Below are 20,457 nucleotides of genomic sequence, written 5' to 3'. Positions count from 1 at the left end.
TGGCCCGGCGGCACGGCTGCGAGACGGCGTTCTTCGGCGCGGCCGCGCCCCTCGGGCTGCTCGCGCCGGCGCTGCGCGACGCCGGGGTGCGCCACCTGGTCGGGGGCCACGCACGGCCACGAGACGGGCTGGGTCGCACTGCCCGGCGCGCGGCAGCTGATGCGGCGGATCGCCGCCGGGCTCGACGTCCTGACCTACATCAGCGACTACACGCGGGACCGGCTGGCGCCCGTGCTGGGCGCGGTCACCCGGATGGCGCAGCTCCCGCCGGGGGTGGACGTCGACTGCTTCACCCCGGACGCCGACGGCGCCGCCGTGCGCGCGCGGTACGGGCTGGGGACGGCGCCGGTTGTCGCCTGCGTGTCCCGGCTGGTGCCGCGGAAGGGCCAGGACGTGCTCGTCGCGGCCTGGCCGCGCGTGCTGGCTCGGCACCCCGACGCCCGGCTGCTGCTCGTCGGCGGCGGCCCGCTGGAGGACGAGCTGCGCCGGGCCGTCGCCGCACGCGGGCTGGCGCGCTCCGTCGTCCTCACCGGGCCGGTGCCGCCGGCCGGGCTGCCCGAGCACTACGCCGCCGGGGACGTGTTCGCCATGCCCTGCCGCACCCGCCGCGGCGGCCTGGACGTCGAGGGCCTGGGCATGGTCTACCTCGAGGCCGCCGCCTGCGGACGGCCCGTGGTGGCCGGCACCTCCGGTGGTGCGCCCGAGACGGTGCAGGAGGGCGTCACCGGGCACGTCGTCGCCGATCCGCGGTCTGCCGACGCGGTGGCCGCCGTCCTCACCGGCCTGCTCGACGACCCGGAGCGGGCGCGCCGGATGGGCGCGGCCGGCCGGGCGTGGGTCGAGCAGCGCTGGTCCTGGGCCTCGATCGCGGACACCTTCGCCGGGCTGCTCGACCCCGACGGCTAACGGCCCTGCTGCAGGGTCCCGCCCCGAGCCTGCGAGGGAGAGGGGGCAGCGGGGTTCTTCTGGTAGAGCCCCTCGACCTCGGCGTCGAACTCCTTGAGCACCACGGAGCGCTTGAGCTTCAGGCTCGGCGTGAGCATCCCGTTGTCCTCGGTGAAGTCGGTGCCCAGCACCCGGAACCGCTTGATCGCCTCGGCCTGGGACACCGCCTTGTTGGCGTCCGCGACGGCCGCGTCGAGCTCGGCCAGCACGTCGGGGTCCTCGGCGAGCTGGGCGGCGGTGAGGCCGGCGTCCTTCCCCTGGGACTGCAGCCACAGCGGCAGCGCCTCCTCGTCGAGGGTGACCAGGGCGGCGATGTAGGGCCGCTGGTCGCCGACGACGATGCACTGGCTGACCAGGCGGTGGGCGCGCAGCCGGTCCTCGAGCACGGCGGGGGCGACGTTCTTGCCGCCCGCGGTCACCAGGATCTCCTTCTTGCGCCCGGTGATCTTGACGAACCCGTCGGCGTCGATCTCGCCGAGGTCGCCGCTGTGGAACCAGCCGTCGGCGTCGATGGCCTCCGTCGTCGCGGCCTCGTTCCGCCAGTAGCCGCGCATGACGATGCCGCCGCGGATGAGGATCTCGCCGTCCTCGGCGATCGCGAAGCCGACGCCGGGCAGCGGGCGGCCGACGGTGCCGATGCGCAGCGCGCCGTCGTGGTTGACCGACGCGGCGGCGGTGGTCTCGGTCAGGCCGTAGCCCTCGAAGACGGGAACGCCGATGCCGCGGAAGAAGTGGCCGAGCCGCTCGCCGAGGGGGGCGCCGCCGGAGATGGCGCCCTGGCAGCGGCCGCCCAGGGCGGCGCGCAGCTTGCCGTAGACCAGCCGGTCGAACAGGGCGTGCTGGGCGCGCAGCGCGAGGCCGGGACCGCCGGTGTCCTGGGCGCGGGACCAGTCGATGGCCACCTGCGCGGCCCGGTCGAAGATCTTGCCCTTGCCGTCGCCCTCCGCCTTGGCCTTGGCGGAGTTGTAGACCTTCTCGAACACCCGGGGGACGGCGAGCACGAAGGTCGGCCGGAACTCGCCGAGGTCCTCGACCAGGTTCTTCACGTCCGGCGTGTGGCCGATGACCGTGCGGTTCCTCACCGCGCCGACCTGCAGGACGCGGGCCAGCACGTGCGCCAGCGGGATGAACAGCAGCAGCGAGCTCTGCGCGTTGATGAACCGGTCCAGCAGCGTGATGCCGTTGCCGATCTCGAACAGGAAGTTGCGGTGCGTCAGCTCGCAGCCCTTGGGCCGGCCGGTGGTGCCGCTGGTGTAGATCAGCGTGGCCGGGCTGTCGGCGTCCAGGGTGGCCCGGCGGGCGTCGAGCTCGCTGTCGGGGACGTCCTGGCCGGCGACGGTGAGCGTCCCGACGGCGTCGTCCTCGATGACGAAGACGGCCGAGAGGTCCGGTGCCTGGTCACGGACCGACTCGACGGCCGCGGCGTGCTCGTCCCGCTCCACGACGACGGCGGTGGCGCCGGAGTCGGAGAGGATCCAGGCGACCTGGTCGGCGCTGGAGGTCTCGTAGATCGGGACGACGACGCCGCCGGCGGTCCAGATGGCGTAGTCGAGGACCGTCCACTCGTAACGCGTCTTGGCCTGCAGGGCGACGCGGTCACCGGCGGCCACCCCCGCGGCGATCAGCCCCTTGGCGACGCCGCGGACCTCTTCGCCGAACTGCCGCCAGGACACGTCGACCCACCGGCCGTCCACCCGACGCCGCAACCCGGTCTCGTCGCCGTGCCGGGTGACGTTCTCGACCAGCATGTCGGTCAGGGCCTCGTCGGGGCCCACCTCGGTGGTCGCGGGGACGCTGAACTCGCGCACGCCTCGTCCTCTCCTGCCCGCCCGGTCCCGGGCGCCGTCGCCCCGGACCCCGTCGCGGGCCGTCTCGGGGAAATCTAGCCGCTGCTCACTACCCGTGAGTAGGGACGGATGGCGTCGCGCCACCCGTACGAGGCGAGCGGTTAGCCTGCTCCGCATGGCCGACCAGTCCACCCAGTCGATCACGGTCGCGGTTCCGCCGGCCGACGTCATGGCGGTCATCGCCGACTTCCCGTCCTACCCGGAGTGGGTCGCGGCGGCCAAGCAGGTCGACGTGCTGGAGACCGGACCGGACGGCCGGGCCCGCCGCGTGCACTTCGTGCTCGACGCCGGTGCGTTCACGGACGACTACGTGCTGGAGTACACCTGGGACGGCGACCGGCGGGTGTCCTGGCAGCTGGTCCAGAGCCAGATGCAGAAGCGCCAGGAGGGCTCCTACACCCTGCGGGAGACCACTCCGGGCACCACCGAGGTCACCTACGCCATCGCCATCGACCTCTCCATCCCGGTGCTCGGGATGTTCAAGCGCAAGGCCGAGAAGATCATCCTCGACACGGCCCTCAAGGAGCTCAAGAAGCGCGTGGAGGGCTAGGCGGCCGGTGCGCACGCTCCTCCTCACCGGCCCCGGTGGGTCCGGTACCTCGACCCTCGCGGCGGCCACCGCCGTCCGCGCTGCCGCGGACGGCGCCCGCACGCTGCTGCTGCTCCGCCCCGGCCGGCGGCCGGCCGGCCTGGCCGACGTCCCCGGGCTCGCCGTCGCCTCCGTCTCGCCGCTCACCGCGGCCGAGTCCCTGTGGACGTCCGCCGGTGAGGCGCTCGGCGCCGTCCCCGGGCTGACGCCGCCCCCGTCGACCTCGGTGGTGCCCCTGCCCGGTGCCGCGGAGCTGGCGCTGCTCGCCCGGCTGGCGCGCGCCGCCGCCGACGACGAGGCCGACACGGTGGTCGTCGACGCCGGCCCGCTGGAGTCGGGTACCGCGTTGGTCGGCCTGCCGCGCGCGCTGCGCTGGTGGCTGGACCAGGCGCTGCCCACCCGGGTGCGGGTGCTCGGCGCGGTGCGGACCGCGGCGGTCCGCTCCGGTGCGGCGGCGCGCGGACCGGTCGACGCCGTCCTCGACGCGGTGCCGCCGCTGGAGGCGGCGCTCGGCCGGCTGCCGCTGGACGACCCGGCGGCCACCGAGGTGCGGCTGGTGGCGGTGCCGCGCGCCGGTGCCGTCCCGGCCCTGCGCGCGGCGGTGACCGCGCTGGCGCTGCACGGCCAGCAGCCGGCCGCCGTCCTCGCGCGGGTGCTGCCCGACGGCGGGCCGGGGCAGTGGTGGGCACGGCGCGCCGCCGAGCAGGACGACGCGCTGGCCGCGCTCGCCGAGCTGGCCCCGCTGCAGCGGGTGGCGGAGTCCGCGCAGGAACCGGCGAACGCCGCGGCACTGGCCGCCCTGCTGCCCGCCGGGGACGACGTCGCACCCGTGGCCGCCCTGACGCCGTCGGTGGACCGCGCGGACGGCGTCCGCCGCCTGGTGCTGCCGCTGCCCTGGGCCGAGCGCGCCGGCCTGGACCTGACCCGCTGGCAGGACGACCTGGTCGTCACCGTGGCCGGGGCCCGCCGCTCGGTCCCGCTGGACTCCCTGCTGCGCCGCTGCGTGGTCACCGGCGGCGCTCTCGCCGACGCCGGCACCGCGGCCGCGCGGCTGGAGGTCGCCTTCACACCTGATCCGCAACAGTGGCCGGCCGACCTGCTGGCCGCCGAGGGGAGTACGCCATGAACGACGCACCCGACTGGGTCGACCAGGCCCGCCGGCTGGTGACCGGGCTGGGCCAGACCCTCGGCTCGGCCCTGCGGGAGGGCGCGGGGGACGGCGAGGCCGCCGGTGCGCACCCGGCCGACTGCCACTGGTGCCCGGTCTGCCAGGTCGCAGCGGTGGTGCGCGGCGAGCGGCCGGAGGTCACCGACGCGCTGGCCGAGGTCCTGACCGCCGCCGCGGCGGCGCTGCGCAGCGTCTCCGAGCGGGCGTCGGCCGCGGCGGCGGAGCGGGAGGCGGCGGAGGAGCCCGCGCCACCCGCGCCACCCGCGCCGCCGGTGCAGCACATCGAGATCGCCTGAGTGGCCGGCGCAGACGCCGCCGACCTGCCCGCGCTGGGCATCGACGTCGGCGGCACGAAGGTGGCCGGTGGCGTCGTCGCCCCGGACGGCACGGTGCTGGCGACCGCGCGGCGGGCGACCCCCGGATCGTCGGTGCGGGAGACCGAGGACGCGATCGCCGCGGTGGTCGAGGTGCTCGCCCGCGGGCACGACGGCCCGCTGGTCGGCGTCGGCGTGGGGGCGGCCGGCTGGTTCGACCGCACCGGCGACACGGTGCTGTTCAGCCCGCACCTGGCCTGGCGGAACTCGACGCTCCGCAAGGACCTCGCCGCCCGGCTGCAGCGGCCGATGTGGGTGGGCAACGACGCCGACGCGGCGGCCTGGGCCGAGTACCGCTACGGCGCGGCCCGCGGAGCGGACCTGGCGCTGATGATCACCCTGGGTACCGGCATCGGTGGCGGCATCGTCATGGACGGCCGCCTGCAGCGCGGCTCGCACGGCGTCGCGGGGGAGTGGGGCCACATGCGCGTCGTCCCCGAGGGGCGGCTGTGCGCGTGCGGCAACCGCGGGTGCTGGGAGCAGTACGCCAGCGGCACGGCGCTGGGTCAGACCGCCCGTGAGGTGGCCCGCAGCTCACCGGCCGCCGCGGCCCTGCTGCTCGAGCGGGTGGACGGCGACCCGGACAGGCTCACCGGCGAGCACGTCGCGACCGCCGCCGCCGAGGACGACCCGCTGGCGCTGGAGCTACTCGCGGAGGTGGGCGCCTGGCTCGGGCAGGGGATCGCCGACCTCTCCGCCGTGCTGGACCCGGAGGTCGTCGTCATCGGCGGCGGGGTCAGCGTGTTGGGCGAGATGGTGCTCGGCCCGGCGCGTCAGCGGCTGGGACGGGCACTGCCCGGCCGCGGGTTCCGTCCCGGCCCCCGGGTGATGGCCGCCCGGCTGGGCGCGGAGGCCGGGATCGTCGGTTCCGCCGACCTGGTCCGCCGGGCCGTCGCCGACGGCCCGGGGTAGTCAGGCGGCCCCCAGGCACGGTTGGCCCCGTCCCGGGCCCGCCCTGAGCTGGCGGAGGCTGGGGAGGACGGCGGCCTCCCTGCAGGGGCCCGCCGCGAGCCTGCGAGTGGCGGGGGGCAGGGAGGTCCTTCATCAGACGACGGCGCCGTCGTCGCCGTCGTCGGTGGTGCGCTCGCGCATCCGTGACAGCAGGACCCCGACCCCGCCGGCGACGGCGGTCACGCCGATCACCAGCCCGAGGTCGGCGGACAGCCCGATGACCCGTGGCGCGGCGACCAGGACCGCGCCGGCGGCGATCAGCAGCACCGCGTACAGCGAGGCCGGCGCCGGAGCCGGCACCGGCGGGGGGCGGCGGCGGCTCGTAGTGCTCCTCCGGGCGGTCGAGCACCGACGGCTCGGCCGGGGTCGGCGGGAGCGGGTCGGCGGGGTCCTCGTCGACGACGGTGCGCCCGTGCTCGGCCTCGAAGGCGGCGACGATGCGGGCCCACTCGGCGTCCTCGTCGACGTCGCGCCGCGCGGGCTGCCGGGCGCGGCGGCGCTCCTGCACGTGGTCGTCGGCGTGCTCGTCGACCAGGGCGCGGGCCTCGCTGCTGCGGGCGCGGTCGACGAACAGCCGGTCGCTCGGCGGGCTGGGCAGGGAGACGGTCCGGGTGTAGGGCTCGACGTCGGCCGAGGGTTCCAGGTAGGCGGCCACCCCGGCATCGCGGAGGACGTCGAGCAGGTGCTCGCCGACCCGCGGGTCGACGTCGCGCAGCGGGGTCCACAGTGCCGCGTCCAGGCCGTTGTCCCGGCGGCCGCGTCCGCGGGCGTTCACGCGCTCCCCCGGCGGGGCAGGAGGGACGGCGCGACGCCGGTCATCGGCTCGGGCTCGGGCACGGGTCCTCCTCGGCGGCCGGCGGTGAGCCGGTGTGGCGGGGACGGCAGGGGGGTGGGATTGTCCTCCCGTCCCCGGGCTCCCTAGTCTGGCAGCCCCCGAGGGAGGCGTGTTGTTCTACTGGTTCCTCAAGTACGTGGCGCTCGGCCCGGTCGTGAAGCTGGTGTTCCGGCCGCACGTGGAGGGTGTGGAGCACGTGCCGCCCCGCGGGGCGGCGATCCTCGCGAGCAACCACCTGTCTGCGGCCGACTGGGTCTTCATGCCGCTGTCGGTGCGCCGGCGGGTGACCTTCCTGGCCAAGGCCGAGTACTTCACCGGCTCCGGTCTCAAGGGCTTCCTGCAGCGGGCCTTCTTCACCGGCGCGGGACAGGTCCCGATCGACCGGACGAGCGCCTCGGCCGCGGAGGACGCGATCCAGACCGGCCTGCGCCTGCTCCGGCAGGGACGGCTGCTGGGCATCTACCCCGAGGGCACGCGGTCGCCGGACGGCCGGCTCTTCCGCGGCAAGACCGGCGTGGCCCGGATGACCCTGGAGACCGGCGTGCCGGTCGTGCCGGTCGCCATGGTCTACCGCCCGCGCCGGCTACCGCTGGTCGGCTGGAACCTCCCGGCGGTGACCGTCCGCTTCGGGGAGGCGCTGGACTTCTCCCGCTACGAGGGCCTGGCCGGCGACCGCTTCGTCGAGCGCTCGATCACCGACGAGATCATGTACGAGATCATGACGCTGTCCGGCCAGGAGTACGTCGACGTCTACGGCGCCCGGGTGAAGAAGTCGATGGACGCCACCGGCGCCAGCGCCTCCGACGTGGTCAGCCGGCTGCAGCCGCCCGCCGACGAGGCCGCCGACCGGGCGCCGGAGTCGCTGGCCGGCTGACGAAGGACCCCTGCCCCCCACCACTCGCAAGCTCGCGGCGGGACCCTGCAGGGGGCCGGTGGGGCCCGGGACGGGGCCGGAGGGGCAGGGGGCCGATCCTCAGGGCCGCCAGTCCTCCCGGTAGTGCGGGTGCTCGGCGTAGGTCTGCCCGATCAGCCGCAGCGCCCGCTCCATGGTGGCGCCACGTGGGCCCTGCTGCTCCAGGTCGCGGAAGTAGCGGACCAGGTCGCGCTTGGCCCGGACGTCGCGCAGCACGTGCGCCACTAGCGAGGCGTTGGACCGCGACGCGCTGAGGGCGACGAACCGGGCGGCCTCCTCGTCCTCGTCGAAACGGGTGAGCAGGAAGTCGACCAGGTCCTCGTTGCGGATGCTGCTCGGCAGGTCCGGGTGCGGCGCGCTCACCGGGGCACGCTAGCCCGGCCCCTCCCGGCCGGCACCGCGGCCCGGGGACGGCGGGACCTACCGTGAGGGCGTGCGGCGCTTCTTCTACGACACCGAGTTCATCGAGGACGGCACCACCATCGACCTCGTCTCGATCGGCGTCGTCGACGAGGCCGGCCGGGAGTTCTACGCCGTCAGCACGGAGTTCGACGAGCGGCGGGCGATCCCCTGGGTGCGGCGAAACGTGCTCGACCAGCTGCCGCCGCCGGCCGACCGGGCGTGGCGCAGCCGGCGGCGCATCCGCGACGACCTGCTGGCCTTCCTCACCGGCCCGGGTGAGGAGGTCGAGCTGTGGGCCTGGTACGCCGCCTACGACCACGTGGCGCTGTGCCAGCTGTGGGGCGCGATGCCGGCGCTGCCGCGGCCGATCCCCCGGTTCACCCGGGAGCTGCGCCAGCGCTGGGACGACCTCGGGCAGCCGCCACTACCGCCGCGGCCCGACGGCACCCACGACGCGCTGGTCGACGCCCGCTACAACCTGGCCCGCTGGCGGGCGATGGAGGGCGCGGCCCGCTGACACCGCGCTCCGGAGGGGCTTGGGTCGCCCGCTCGGCCGTCCGAGCCGCGCGGGCTGCCGGGGGTGGCCCGTTGAACCACGACGGGACGGCGGCGCAGGGGTCTGCGCCGCCGTCCCGGAGGGTCCCGTCCCGGCCGGCCCCCTCCAGGGCACCGCCCCGAACTCGCGAGGGGGAGGGGGCCTCTCTCAGACGGTGAAGGCCCCCAGCAGGCGGGTCAGCTCGGCGGAGAGCCGGTCGAGCTCGCGGGCCGCGGTGCGGGCGGTGTCCACGTCCTCGGCGCTGCGCTCGGCGTCCTCGCTGACCGCGGTGAGCGTGCTGGTGAAGGCGTGGGCGCCGTCGGCCGCGGCGCCCACGCTGCGGGTCAGCTCGTTGGTGACCGCCGTCTGCTCCTCGACCGCGCTGGCGATCGTGGTCTGGTGGTCGTTCATGTCCCGCACGACCTCGGCGATCCGGCCGATGGAGCCCACCGCCGCCGTCGTGTCGGCCTGGATGCCCTGCACCCGCTGGGCGATCTCCTCGCTGGCCCGGGAGGCCTCCTGGGCCAGCTCCTTGACCTCGTTGGCGACGACGGCGAAGCCCTTGCCCGCCTCGCCGGCCCGTGCGGCCTCGATGGTGGCGTTCAGCGCCAGCAGGTTGGTCTGCTCGGCCACCGCGGCGATCACCTTGACGACGTTCCCGATCTCGGCCGAGCTGGCCCCCAGGGTGGCCACCGTGGACTCGGTCTGCCGGGCGAGGTCGGCGGCGCTGCGGCCCACCTGTGCCGCCTCGCTGGCGCTGCGGGCGATCTCGGCGATCGAGGCGCCCATCTGCTCGGCGCCGGCGGCAGCGGAGGTCACGCCCGCGCTGATGTCGCCGGCGGCCTCCTGGGCGTGCCGGGCCTGGTCGCGGCTGCGGGCGGCCCGGTCGCCGAGGCCCTCGGCCACCGTCGCCACGTTGTCCGCGGAGGAGGCCAGCGTGCGGGCGCACTCGCCGACGTCGCGGATGGTGCCGGACACCTTGTCGACGAAGCGGTTGAACGCCCGCGACAGGTCACCCACCTCGTCGCGGCCCGACTCGTCCATCCGCTGGGTCAGGTCGCCCTCGCCGTCGGCGATCTCGGCCATCCGCGCCCGCAGCCGCTCCAGCGGGGCGGTCAGCCGCCGGCCGACCAGCCACGCGATGCCACCGCCGGCCGCGGCGACGAGCAGGACGGCGAGGACGACCCCGGTGAGCATCGAGGAGCGACCGGCGTCCAGGTGCTCGACGGGGCCGGCGAAGTCGCTGTCGCGGGCGATGGTGGTGATCACCCAGTTCCACGGCTGGTAGTAGGAGACGCGCGCGGTGTGCGGACCGGTCTCGGCGTCGACGTAGCGGACGGTGGCCTGCTCGCCCGGCTGCAGCTCGACGGCGGCGTCGACCACCTGCTCCACCCAGCGGGTGCCCTCGGCGTCGGTGGCGTCCAGCATCGGTTCCCCGTCGCGGACGCCGCCCTGGCTGATCACGACCGTGCCGCGCAGGTCACCGGTGCCACCGAAGACCTCGACCCGGCCGTGCTCGCCCACGGTGGTCTGCTCGAGGCTCTCCCGCAGGGCCGGCAGGTTCTGCTGCTTCTGGCCGACGTAGACCATGCCGACGACCTGGCCGGCGCCGTCGAACAGCGGCGCGTAGGCCGACACGTACCAGGAGTCGACGACGAAGGCGTTGCCGCGGTAGGTCTGCCCGGCGAGGACGGTGGCGAGCACCGGGTTGGGCGCGCCGTCGGGGTTGGTCGCCGGGATGTAGGTCCCGATCGCGCGCTTGCCCGTCGTCCCCACGACGTTGGTGGCCACGCGGAGCATGTCGCCGGCCGGTCCGGTCCGCTGGAAGACCGTCGCGGTGCCGCCGACGAGCGCCCGCACCTGGTCGACCACCGGCGTGGGCTGCGCCGGGTCGGTGTTCTGGCCCAGCCAGGTGCCGCCCGCGGACGCGCGGGGCAGCACGACCGGCGTCACCTCGCCGCTGAACTGGTTCTTCGCCTCCCAGGTCACCGTGCCCCGGTCGAGCCGGAAGCCGCCGGCCTGGGCCAGCACGTGCTGGGCGACGGCGAGGTCGGAGTCCACCTTGGCCGCGGTCGAAGCGCCCTGCGTGGCGACCACGTCGTACACACCGTTGGCGGTCTGCGTGAGGTCGGCCGCGACGAGGTCCTCGACGTCGGTCCGGGCGTCGTCGGCGAAGACGCTGCTCTGCCAGGCGCTCACCCCGCCGACCGTGATGCCGGTGGCCGCCACGCACGCGGTGGCCAACGCCACGACCTTGGTCCTGATGTCCCACCGCAAGGGTCCGCTCCTGTTCGTCCGGGCGGCCCGGTGTCGGCCGCCGGGTCGCACATCGGCAGGTCGCGGCCGGTTGTGAACCGGAACGGTGCAACCGCGGGTTACGGACCCCACAGTTCACGTCCACGCAGGTCAGGGCGTCTCAGGAGCGCAGGTGGGCCCAGTCCTCGGGGTGCGCGCGCAGGTGCTCGGCCACCGTCCGCGCCGGGTGTCCGGTCAATGCCGGGACGGCGTCGGTCACGCGGGCGAGCTCGCCCGCCGCGATCGCCCGGTAGCTGGTGACCCAGCCCTCGATCTCCCAGTCCGGGTGCCCCGACGGGCGGCGGGTCGCCCACGCCTCCGCCACCGTCTGGCGCCGGTAGACGGCGGGCCGGCCGGTGACGTCGGCGAGCACGGCGGCGGTGTCGTCCAGTGACAGCGCCTCGGGCCCGGTGACGTCCAGCACGGCGCCGTCGAGGGCGGGGGAGTCCTCACCCAGGACGGCGGCCGCGACGTCGGCCAGGTCGTCGCGGGAGACGAAGGACGCGCGCCCGTCGTCGGCCGGCGCGGCGATCACCGCCCGCCCGTCCTCGGCGACGGCGAAGAAGGGCACGAAGTCGGCGTACATCGCGTGCCGCAGCACCGTGGTGCGCACGCCGGTCGCGGCCAGGGCCGCCTCGGTGGCCGCGTGCTGGCGGGCCAGGGTGAAGACGGCGTCCGGCGCGGCCCCGAGGAAGGAGGTGTAGACCACGCGCTGCACGCCGGCCGCGGCGGCCGCGGCGACGGCGGTGAGGTGCTGCTGCAGCCGGTCCTCGGCCTCGGCGGCCGACACCAGGTAGAGGGTGTGCACCCCGCTGAGGGCCGCGGTCAGGCCCGGGGCGTCGGCGTACCCGGCCGGGACGGCAGCCACCTCGGCGCCGGGGACCCGCGGCGCGCGGGCGGCGTCGCGCACGACCAACCGCAGGCGCACGTCGTCCCGGCCGGCGAGCCGGTCGACGACACGGCGGCCGAGGGCGCCCGTGGCCCCTGTGACAGCGATCACCCTGGGCATACGATCCGGCCTCCGACATGCACCACGTCACCGGCCAACGACCGGCAGCGCGCGACCCTTCCCGGAGGACGGCACCATGCGCATCGGCATCCTGACCGGCGGCGGCGACTGCCCGGGCCTCAACGCGGTCATCCGCGCGATCGTGCGCAAGAGCGTCCAGTCCGGCGACGAGGTGGTCGGCTTCCGGGACGGCTGGCGCGGGGTGCTCGAGGGCGACACCGTGCCGATGGACCTTGCCGCCGTCCGCGGCATCCTGCCCCGCGGGGGAACGGTACTGGGCACCTCGCGGACCAACCCGTACGCGCTGCAGGGGGGCGGGGACCGGGTGCTGGCCACGCTGGAGCGGCTCGGCGTCGACGCGCTCATCCCGATCGGCGGCGAGGACACCCTGGGGGTGGCCACCAAGCTCGCCGAGGCCGGCGTGCGCGTGGTCGGCGTCCCCAAGACCATCGACAACGACCTGGACGCCACCGACTACACCTTCGGCTTCGACACCGCCCTCGGCGTGGCCACCGAGGCCATCGACCGGCTGCACACCACCGGGGACAGTCACCACCGCACGCTGGTCGTCGAGGTGATGGGCCGGCACGCGGGCTGGATCGCGCTGCACGCGGGGATGGCCGGCGGCGCCACCGTCGTCCTCATCCCCGAGCAGCCCTTCGACGTCGACGCCGTCGTCGAGCACTGCCAGCGCCGGTTCGACTCCGGCTACTCGCCGATCGTGGTGGTCTCCGAGGGCGCGAAACCCAAGGACGGGGACTGGGTGTTGACCACGGGGGAGAAGGACGCGTTCGGCCACGTCCGGCTCGGCGGCATCGGCACCGCGCTGGCCTCGCTGATCGAGGAGCGCACCGGCCGGGAGTCCCGCGCCGTCGTCCTCGGGCACATCCAGCGCGGCGGCACCCCGTCGCCGTTCGACCGGGTGCTGGCCACCCGCTTCGGGCTGGCCGCGCACGACGCGGTGCACGCCGGCGAGACCGGCGTCATGGTGGCGCTGCGCGGCACCGACATCGTGCGGGTGGCGCTGACCGAGGCGACGGCGCAACTCAAGCTCGTCCCCGTGGAGCGTTACGCCGAGGTCGAGGTCTTCTTCGGTTGAGCAAGGACCCCCCTGCCCCCCACCCCTCGCAGGCTCGCGGCGGGACCCCGCAGGGAGGCCGTTCCAGAGGGCACCACCGCGCCCGCCGGTACCCTCTGGAGGCGTGACACTCTCCGACCCGGCGACCTCGCTGCCCGATCTGGACCGCTGGCGGGAGCTGCCCGTCGCCCAGCAGCCGGAGTGGCCCGACCGTGCCGCGCTGGACGCCGTCCTCGCCACCCTCTCCTCCGTGCCGCCCATCGTGGCGCCCACCGAGGTCGACGAGCTGCGCACGCGGCTGGCAGAGGTGGCGCAGGGCCGGGCGTTCCTGCTGCAGGGCGGGGACTGCGCGGAGACCTTCGACCTCAACACCGACGCGCACCTGCAGAGCACCACGCGCACGCTGCTGCAGATGGCCGTCGTCCTGACCTACGGCGCCAGCGTGCCGGTGGTCAAGGTGGGCCGGGTGGCCGGGCAGTACGCCAAGCCGCGGTCGTCCAACACCGACGCGCTGGGCCTGCCCTCCTACCGGGGCGACATGGTCAACGACCTCGAGCCGGTGCTCGAGAAGCGGATCCCCGACCCGAACCGGCTGGTGCGCGCCTACGCCAACTCCGCGGCCGCGATGAACATGATCCGCGCCTACGCCCGCGGCGGCCTGGCCGACCTGCACGCGGTGCACGACTGGAACAAGGACTTCGTCGCCAGCTCCCCGGCGGGCGTGCGCTACGAGGTGATCGCCCGCGAGATCGACCGGGCCCTGGCGTTCATGAAGGCCTGCGGCGTCGACGACACCGCGCTGCGCGGTGTGGAGCTCTACAACAGCCACGAGGCGCTGATCCTCGACTACGAGCGGGCGCTGCTGCGGGTGCACGAGGGCCGCCCCTACGCCGCCTCGGCGCACTTCGTCTGGATCGGCGAGCGGACCCGCCAGCTCGACGGCGCGCACGTGGAGTTCATGTCGCGGATCGCCAACCCGATCGGCGTGAAGATCGGCCCGACGACGACCCCCGAGCAGGCGACCGAGCTGGTCGAGCGGCTCGACCCCGAGGGCATCCCGGGCCGGCTCACCCTGATCAGCCGGATGGGCAACGGGAAGATCCGCGACGTCCTGCCGGCGATCGTGGAGAAGGTCACCGCCAGCGGCCACCAGGTCGTCTGGCAGTGCGACCCGATGCACGGCAACACCCACGAGTCCTCCACCGGCTACAAGACCCGGCACTTCGACCGGGTCGTCGACGAGGTGCTCGGCTTCTTCGACGTGCACCGGGCGCTGGGCACCTGGCCCGGCGGCATCCACGTGGAGCTCACCGGCGAGGACGTCACGGAGTGCCTCGGCGGCGCCATGGAGATCAGCGACGAGGACCTCAACAGCCGCTACGAGACCGCCTGCGACCCGCGACTGAACACCGGCCAGTCGCTGGAGCTGGCCTTCCTGGTGGCGGAGATGCTCCGTGGCTGAGTCCGCGATCGTCGACCTGCGGTCGGACACGGTCACGAAGCCCACGCCCGGCATGCGCCGGGCGATGGCAGAGGCCGAGGTCGGCGACGACGTCTACGGCGAGGACCCGACCATCCGCGCCCTCGAGGAGCGGGTGGCGGGCCTGTTCGGTCACGAGGCCGGGCTGTTCGTGCCGTCGGGGACGATGGGCAACCAGATCGGGCTGCGCCTGGTCTGCGAGCCCGGTCAGGAGGTCCTCTGCGACTCCGAGGCGCACATCGTCACCTACGAGATGGGCGCCGCGGCGGTCCTGTTCGGCATCTCCACCCGCACCGTGGTCTCCGACGGCGGCCGGCTCGACGTCGCTCAGCTGGTCGACCAGGTGCGCCCGCACGGCAACTGGCACCTGACCGCCACGGCCGCCGTCGCCGTGGAGAACACGCACAACCGCGGCGGCGGTCTGGTGCAGCCGCTGGACCAGCTGCAGGCGCTGTGGGACTGGTCGCGGCAGGCGGGCGTCAACGTGCACCTCGACGGCGCCCGGGTCTTCAACGCGCACGTGGCCTCAGGGGTCGACCTGGCCACCTACGGCTCGCTCGCCGACACCGCCTCGGTGTGCCTGTCCAAGGGGCTGGGCGCGCCGGTCGGCTCGGTGCTCGTCGCCTCGGCCGACCGGATCGCCGCCGCCCGGCTGTGGCGCAAGCGGCTCGGCGGCGGGATGCGGCAGGCCGGGGTGCTCGCCGCGGCCGGGCTGTACGCACTCGACTCCCACCTCGACCGGCTGGCCGAGGACCACGAGCACGCCCAGCTGCTGGCCAAGCGGCTCGGGCTCGACCCCGCGACGGTCGAGACCAACCTGGTCCGGCTGGACGGCGTCCCGGCGCCGGCCGTGGCCGAGGCCGCCAAGGCGCGGGGCGTGCTGGTCAGCCAGACCGACGCCCGCCGGCTGCGACTGGTGACCAACCTCGGCGTCGACCGCGAGGGTGTCGACCGCGCCGCCGACGTCCTCGCCGAGCTGCTCGACCGCTGACCCACCGACGGCTGCCCAGCCGCGGCCGTCGGGAGCCCGAACACACGTCAGGTGCCCTCTCCCCGCTGCGGAGAGGGCGCCTGACGTGTGTTCGTCCGCGCCCCAGTGCGGGCCCCCGGCCCCCGTGGGCCGGTCGGAGGCCCGGGTCCGCCGCAGTCGGGGTCGGGCGACACCGTCAGTGGGTCCTGGACAGCAGCCGGTTCGGCGTGCCGGCCCGTGTCGCCGTGGGGGACGGGACGACGTGGTCCGGCGTCGCCGTGCCGGTGACCGTCGATCACCGAGATCGCCGATCCGCTCGACCCCCGTGCAGGGTCCCGCCGCGAGCGTGCGAGTGGTGGGGGGCAGGGGGGCCCTTCTTCAGGCGGCTGGGGCCTGGGCCTGCGCGGGGCCGTCGCGCAGCGAGCACAGCAGCGCGATGTCGGCCGCGTGCCCGGCCGAGGCCACGCCGTCCCGCTCGCTCGGCGTCTCGACGACGACCGGGACGCCGGCCACCGACCGGTGGGCGAGCAGCTCCGCGAACGGGGCAACGCCGATCGAGCCGGCCCCGATGGTGGTGTGCCGGTCCCGTTTGGAGCCGCACTCGTCGAGGGAGTCGTTCGCGTGCACCAGGCCCAGCCGACCCGGGCCGACGGTGGCCTCCAGCGCGTCGAGGGTGCCGGCCATCCCGCCGGGCACGGTCAGCTCGTGGCCGGCCGCCCAGGCGTGGCAGGTGTCGAAGCAGACGCCGAGCAGCGGGTGGTGCTCGAGCGCGGCGAAGTACGGGCCGAGGTCCTCGACCGTGGCGGCCAGCGACCTGCCGCCGCCGGCGGTCGGCTCGACCAGCAGCCGCGGGCCGTCGTCCGGCGCGGCCTCCAGCACCGGCAGCAGCCGCTCGTGCAGCTGGCGCAGCGCGTCCTCGTAGCGGTCCTCGCCGACGGCCGACCCGGCGTGCACGACGACGCCCCGGCAGCCGAGCTGGGCGCCGCGGGCGAGGTTGTGCGCGATGGTCGCCACCGACTGCTCGACGGTCGCCTCGGTGGGGGAGCCGACGTTGACCAGGAACGGCGTGTGGATGAACGAGGGCACCCCGCGCTCGGCGCAGCCGGCGGTGAACCGCGCGTCCTGCCGGGGGTCGCCCGGGGTCAGCCGCCAGCCCCGCGGGTTGCCGACGAAGACCTGCACGGCACGCGCGGCGACCGCGTCGGTGTAGGCCAGGCCGCCCGTGGCCAGCCCGCCCTTGATCTGGATGTGCGCCCCGATCGGCGGCACTCCGGTAGCAGTGCGCAGCGTCCTCAGTCCTGTCCGAACGACAGCAGGATCGTCACCGACGTGCCGATGTCGACCGTCTGCCCGGCGGCCGGGCTCTGCCGGATCACCCGGTCGCCGAAGAACTGGTTCACCTGCACCTGCAGGCCGGCCTGCTGCAGCAGCGCGGCCGCCTCCTGCTGGCTGCGGCCGACCACGTCGGGCACCTGCACCTGCGGCAGCCCGGCCGACACCTGCAGGGTGACGGTGCTCCGGTAGGGCGCCTGTTGCCCGGCGGCCGGGCTGACCGCCATGACCTCACCGGGGTCGACGTCGGCGCTGCGGCCCTCGCTGCGCTCGACGGTGAAGCCGAGCGTGTCCAGGTTGGCCGTCGCCTGCTCCGGGGAGAGCCCGACGACGGCGGGCACCGGCACCGGCGCGTGCCCGCGGCTGACGTAGACCACCAGCTCCTCGTCGCGCTTGAGCTCGGTGCCGGCCTCGGGCTTGAAGCCGGTGACGTGGCCGACCGGGATGTCGTCGTCATAGTCCTGCACCTCGCGGGTGGCCACCGGGACGTTCTCCAGCGCGGCGCGGACCGCGTCCAGCGGCTGGCCGACCAGGTCCGGGGGCGCCTCGAACCGCTCGGGGCCCTTGGAGACGACCAGCCGGACGTCGGTGCCGCGGATGGCCTCGCCGCCCTCGGGTTGGGCGGAGATGACCACGCCGTCGGGGACGTCCTCGCTGAACTGCTCCTCGCAGCAGTCGGGGTCCAGGCCCGCCTCCTGCAGCAGGTCGATGGCCGTGGCCTGCTCCCGCCCGGTCAGCTGCGGCACCGTCGTCCACCGCCCGGAGCCCAGCCACCAGCCGACCGCACCGATGGTGATCGCCGTGAGCAGCACGAGGGCGACGGCGAGCCGGGCGCGGCGCCGGCGGATGTGTGCGGGCACGCCGGGCCGCGGCCGCGTGGGCGCGGGCCGCCGTCCGCCGGCGTCGGGCGCCGCGCCGCCGACGGTGCCCGGCAGCATCGAGGTGCGGTTGCCGCGGCCGGGTCGGGTGCCGCCCGGGCCGAGCACCTCGGTGCGCGGAGCGGCCGGGTCGCCGGTGTGCCGGGTCGGGCGACTGGGCCGGTTGGTCGGCCGCAGGACCTCCGGACCGCCGGTGCTGCGCCCGGTGGGCACCGGCACGCGCTCGATGCTCAGGTCGTTGCGCACGTCCTCGAGGTCGGCGAGGAACGCGCCGGCGTCCAGCGGGCGGACGGCGGGCTCGCGGCGGGTGGTCCGCGCGACCAGCTCGTCGACCTCCCACGGCAGGCCGGGCACCTCCTCCGACGGCCGGGGCATGTCGTGGTGCACGTGCTGGTAGGCCACCGCCAGCGGGGTGTCGCCGCCGTAGGGCGGGTGGCCGGTGAGCATCTCGAACAGCACGACGCCGGCGGCGTACACGTCGCTGCGTGCGTCGGCCTTGCCACGCTCGAGCTGCTCGGGGGAGAGGTAGGCGACCGTGCCGATCAGCACGCCGCCGGTGTGGCTGGTCTGCCCGGTCCCGGTGAGCGCGCGGGCCAGGCCGAAGTCGGCGACCTTCACCACGCCGTCGGCGCCGATGAGCACGTTCTCCGGCTTGATGTCGCGGTGCACGATCCCGGCGCGGTGGGCGGCCGTCAGCCCGGAGAGCACCGGCTCCAGGACGGCGAAGGCCTCGGCGACGGTGAGCCGCCCGCGGGCCTGCAACAGGTCGCGCAGGGTGCGCCCGCGGACCAGTTCCATGACGAGGAAGACCAGGCCCTGATCGCTGCCCTGGTCGCTGACCGAGACGACGTTGGGGTGGCTGAGCATGGCCGCGGCCCGCGCCTCGCGGGTGAACCGGTCGACGAACGTCGGGTCGTGGGCCAGGTGCTCGGCCATGACCTTGACCGCGACCGTCCGGTGCAGCCGCAGGTCGGTTGCGGCGTAGACGGTGGACATCCCGCCCCGGGCGAGGCGCTCCTCGAGCAGGTACCTCCCCTCGAGGACGAGGCCGACCACGGGGTCGGTCACGGCGGTGTCCACCCGGCCGAGTGTAGGAGCGTGTCCGTCCTGCGCAGGCCGTACACGCGGCGCGTCGGCCGGTGTGACGGGTTCACCCGTCACACCGGCCACGTCGGCAGCTCACGCCCGGTCGGCGGCCCCCTGTGGGGGCCCCACCGCCAGCTCGCGGGGGGTGGGGAGGGTCCTTCAGGCCAGGTCGAGGCCGGGGTAGAGCGGGTGGCGGTCCAGCATCTCGGCGGCCGCGGCGCGGGTCCGGTCGGCCAGGCCGTCGGCCGTCGCGTACCTGGCCTTGGACGGCGAGCCGTCGCGGGTGGCGGTCGGCGTCGTGTTCGACAGGACGTCGACGATCAGCTCGGCGGTGCGGTCGAACTCGTCCGCCCCGAAGCCGCGGGTGCTCAGCGCCGGGGTGCCCAGCCGGATGCCGGAGGTGTACCAGGCGCCGTTGGGGTCGGCCGGGACGGCGTTGCGGTTGGTGACGATGCCGGCGTCCAGCAGCGCGGACTCCGCCTGGCGGCCGGTGAGGCCGAAGCCGGAGACGTCGACGAGCACGAGGTGGTTGTCGGTGCCGCCGGTGACCAGCCGCGCACCGCGGCGGGTCAGCCCCTCGGCGAGGGAGACGGCGTTGTCGACGACGCGCTGCGCGTACCCGGCGAAGGCCGGCCGGCGGGCCTCGGCGAAGGCGACGGCCTTGGCGGCCATGACGTGCGGCAGCGGGCCGCCGAGCACCATCGGGCAGCCGCGGTCGACGGCGTCGGCGTACTCCGGCTGGGCCAGCACCATGCCGCCGCGCGGGCCGCGCAGGGACTTGTGCGTCGTGGTCGTGACGACGTGGGCGTGCGGCACCGGGTCGAAGTCACCGGTGAAGACCTTCCCGGCGACGAGGCCGGCGAAGTGGGCCATGTCGACGACGAGCGTGGCGCCCACCTCGTCGGCGATCTCGCGCATCCTCGCGAAGTCGACGCGGCGCGGGTAGGCGGAGTAGCCGGCCATGAGGATCAGCGGCCGGAACTCCTGGGCCCGGGCGCGGACGGCGTCGTAGTCGAGCAGCCCGGTCTCGGGGTCGGTGCCGTAGGAGGACTGCTCGAACATCTTGCCGCTGATGTTCGGGCGGAAGCCGTGGGTGAGGTGGCCACCGGCGTCCAGGGACATGCCGAGCATCCGCTGGTCGCCGAGCTGGCGGCGCAGCGCCGCCCAGTCGGAGTCGGTGAGCTCGTTGACGTGCCGGACGCCGGCCTTCTCCAGCGCCGGGGACTCCACCCGGGAGGCCAGCACCGCCCAGAAGGCGACGAGGTTGGCGTCGATGCCCGAGTGCGGCTGGACGTAGGCGTGCGGGGCGCCGAACAGCTCGCGGGCGTGCTCGGCGGCCAGCGCCTCGACGGTGTCGACGTTCTGGCAGCCGGCGTAGAAGCGGTGCCCGACGGTGCCCTCGGCGTACTTGTCCGACAGCCAGTTGCCCATGGTGAGCAGCACCGCGGGGCTGGCGTAGTTCTCGCTGGCGATCAGCTTCAGCGAGGCCCGCTGGTCGGCGAGCTCGGCGCCGATCGCGTCGGCCACCCGGGGCTCGACCGCCCCGATGACCTGCAGGGCGCTGCGGTAAGCGGCCGAGGCGGCGTCGGCGGAGGGCATGGCGGCGTCGGAGGAGGCGGTGGCATCGGTCATGGCGGGGCTCCAGCGCGAGGTGGGGACGGGTGGGTGCCCAGGCGCCCGGCGGGGTGGTGCGGGCCGCTCCCCGGTGGTGGTCCACCTCAGCAGCGCCAGTCACGGCCCCGGCCCATCGTATCCGGGCAGCCCGGCGGC

Annotated in this window: 18 protein-coding genes and 1 riboswitch; of the genes, 10 read left to right on the top strand and 8 right to left on the bottom strand. The window is 75.3% G+C overall.

Annotated elements, in window-relative coordinates; translation table 11 throughout:
• The first annotated feature begins 159 nt into the window (after window positions 1–159).
• Window positions 160–906, top strand: a complete 747-nt coding sequence (locus GOBS_RS16320) for a glycosyltransferase family 4 protein (RefSeq protein WP_279432618.1) — start codon at window positions 160–162, stop codon at window positions 904–906.
• Here the strand turns inward: GOBS_RS16320 and GOBS_RS16315 are convergent.
• On the bottom strand, window positions 903–2,753 hold the full coding sequence (locus GOBS_RS16315) for an AMP-dependent synthetase/ligase (protein ID WP_012949364.1): 1,851 nt from the start codon (window positions 2,751–2,753) through the stop codon (window positions 903–905). The two genes, GOBS_RS16320 and GOBS_RS16315, sit on opposite strands and share 4 nt — an antisense overlap.
• A gap of 154 nt (window positions 2,754–2,907) precedes the next feature.
• Between GOBS_RS16315 and GOBS_RS16310 the strand changes: the two genes are divergently transcribed.
• The 4 genes from GOBS_RS16310 to GOBS_RS16295 are packed head-to-tail and all read left to right on the top strand — an operon-like array spanning window position 2,908 to window position 5,835.
• Window positions 2,908–3,342, top strand: coding sequence for an SRPBCC family protein (locus tag GOBS_RS16310; protein ID WP_012949363.1), 435 nt, complete (start codon window positions 2,908–2,910; stop codon window positions 3,340–3,342).
• Between the two features lie 7 nt (window positions 3,343–3,349).
• Window positions 3,350–4,507, top strand: coding sequence for an ArsA-related P-loop ATPase (locus GOBS_RS16305; RefSeq protein WP_012949362.1), 1,158 nt, complete (start codon window positions 3,350–3,352; stop codon window positions 4,505–4,507).
• On the top strand, window positions 4,504–4,845 hold the full coding sequence (locus GOBS_RS25570) for a hypothetical protein (protein WP_012949361.1): 342 nt from the start codon (window positions 4,504–4,506) through the stop codon (window positions 4,843–4,845). The genes GOBS_RS16305 and GOBS_RS25570 overlap by 4 nt, the downstream gene beginning before the upstream one ends.
• Window positions 4,846–5,835, top strand: a complete 990-nt coding sequence (locus GOBS_RS16295) for an ROK family glucokinase (RefSeq protein ID WP_012949360.1) — start codon at window positions 4,846–4,848, stop codon at window positions 5,833–5,835.
• A gap of 132 nt (window positions 5,836–5,967) precedes the next feature.
• On the opposite strand, the gene GOBS_RS28905 is transcribed toward GOBS_RS16295, so the two are convergent.
• Window positions 5,968–6,174 (bottom strand): hypothetical protein, encoded by a 207-nt coding sequence (locus GOBS_RS28905; protein WP_012949359.1) that lies wholly within the window; start codon window positions 6,172–6,174, stop codon window positions 5,968–5,970.
• A 644-nt stretch (window positions 6,175–6,818) separates the two neighbouring features.
• Here GOBS_RS28905 and GOBS_RS16285 point away from each other — a divergent pair.
• Window positions 6,819–7,583 (top strand): lysophospholipid acyltransferase family protein, encoded by a 765-nt coding sequence (locus tag GOBS_RS16285; protein ID WP_012949358.1) that lies wholly within the window; start codon window positions 6,819–6,821, stop codon window positions 7,581–7,583.
• 99 nt (window positions 7,584–7,682) lie between these two features.
• Here GOBS_RS16285 and GOBS_RS16280 read toward each other — a convergent pair whose 3' ends face one another.
• Entirely contained in the window at window positions 7,683–7,985 is a 303-nt protein-coding gene (locus GOBS_RS16280) for a DUF6221 family protein (RefSeq protein WP_012949357.1), read from the bottom strand.
• Window positions 7,986–8,055: 70 nt separating this feature from the next.
• Between GOBS_RS16280 and GOBS_RS16275 the strand changes: the two genes are divergently transcribed.
• Window positions 8,056–8,541 carry a polyadenylate-specific 3'-exoribonuclease AS gene (locus tag GOBS_RS16275; protein ID WP_012949356.1) on the top strand — a complete coding sequence of 162 codons (486 nt, stop codon included), beginning with the start codon at window positions 8,056–8,058 and terminating at the stop codon, window positions 8,539–8,541.
• Window positions 8,542–8,727: 186 nt separating this feature from the next.
• Here the strand turns inward: GOBS_RS16275 and GOBS_RS16270 are convergent, their stop codons facing one another.
• Together GOBS_RS16270 and GOBS_RS16265 are read right to left on the bottom strand one after the other, a co-directional pair.
• On the bottom strand, window positions 8,728–10,836 hold the full coding sequence (locus tag GOBS_RS16270) for a methyl-accepting chemotaxis protein (RefSeq protein WP_012949355.1): 2,109 nt from the start codon (window positions 10,834–10,836) through the stop codon (window positions 8,728–8,730).
• A gap of 139 nt (window positions 10,837–10,975) precedes the next feature.
• Window positions 10,976–11,863, bottom strand: coding sequence for an NmrA family NAD(P)-binding protein (locus GOBS_RS16265; protein WP_012949354.1), 888 nt, complete (start codon window positions 11,861–11,863; stop codon window positions 10,976–10,978).
• A gap of 76 nt (window positions 11,864–11,939) precedes the next feature.
• On the opposite strand from GOBS_RS16265, the gene GOBS_RS16260 reads away from it, so the two are divergent.
• From GOBS_RS16260 to GOBS_RS16250, 3 genes are all read left to right on the top strand, one after another.
• Window positions 11,940–12,962 carry a 6-phosphofructokinase gene (locus GOBS_RS16260; protein ID WP_012949353.1) on the top strand — a complete coding sequence of 341 codons (1,023 nt, stop codon included), beginning with the start codon at window positions 11,940–11,942 and terminating at the stop codon, window positions 12,960–12,962.
• 103 nt (window positions 12,963–13,065) lie between these two features.
• Window positions 13,066–14,403, top strand: a complete 1,338-nt coding sequence (locus tag GOBS_RS16255) for a class II 3-deoxy-7-phosphoheptulonate synthase (RefSeq protein ID WP_012949352.1) — start codon at window positions 13,066–13,068, stop codon at window positions 14,401–14,403.
• A complete protein-coding gene (locus GOBS_RS16250; RefSeq protein WP_012949351.1) occupies window positions 14,396–15,412 on the top strand; it encodes a threonine aldolase family protein in 1,017 nt (338 codons plus the stop codon). The genes GOBS_RS16255 and GOBS_RS16250 overlap by 8 nt, the downstream gene beginning before the upstream one ends.
• A gap of 357 nt (window positions 15,413–15,769) precedes the next feature.
• Here GOBS_RS16250 and GOBS_RS16245 read toward each other — a convergent pair whose 3' ends face one another.
• The 3 genes from GOBS_RS16245 to GOBS_RS16235 form a co-directional block, all read right to left on the bottom strand.
• Complete coding sequence (locus GOBS_RS16245; protein ID WP_012949350.1) at window positions 15,770–16,660, bottom strand: deoxyribonuclease IV; 891 nt, start codon at window positions 16,658–16,660, stop codon at window positions 15,770–15,772.
• A 23-nt stretch (window positions 16,661–16,683) separates the two neighbouring features.
• Window positions 16,684–18,681, bottom strand: coding sequence for a Stk1 family PASTA domain-containing Ser/Thr kinase (gene pknB, locus GOBS_RS16240; protein WP_041241531.1), 1,998 nt, complete (start codon window positions 18,679–18,681; stop codon window positions 16,684–16,686).
• Between the two features lie 165 nt (window positions 18,682–18,846).
• Window positions 18,847–20,319 (bottom strand): glycine hydroxymethyltransferase, encoded by a 1,473-nt coding sequence (locus tag GOBS_RS16235; protein ID WP_012949348.1) that lies wholly within the window; start codon window positions 20,317–20,319, stop codon window positions 18,847–18,849.
• A gap of 28 nt (window positions 20,320–20,347) precedes the next feature.
• Window positions 20,348–20,432: riboswitch (ZMP/ZTP riboswitch) on the bottom strand.
• Window positions 20,433–20,457 lie beyond the last annotated feature (25 nt).

Source organism: Geodermatophilus obscurus DSM 43160, assembly GCF_000025345.1.
Taxonomy (GTDB): Bacteria; Actinomycetota; Actinomycetes; order Mycobacteriales; family Geodermatophilaceae; genus Geodermatophilus; species Geodermatophilus obscurus.
Note: the sequence above shows the minus strand (reverse complement) of the source record. Positions and strands in the feature narration are given on the sequence as shown.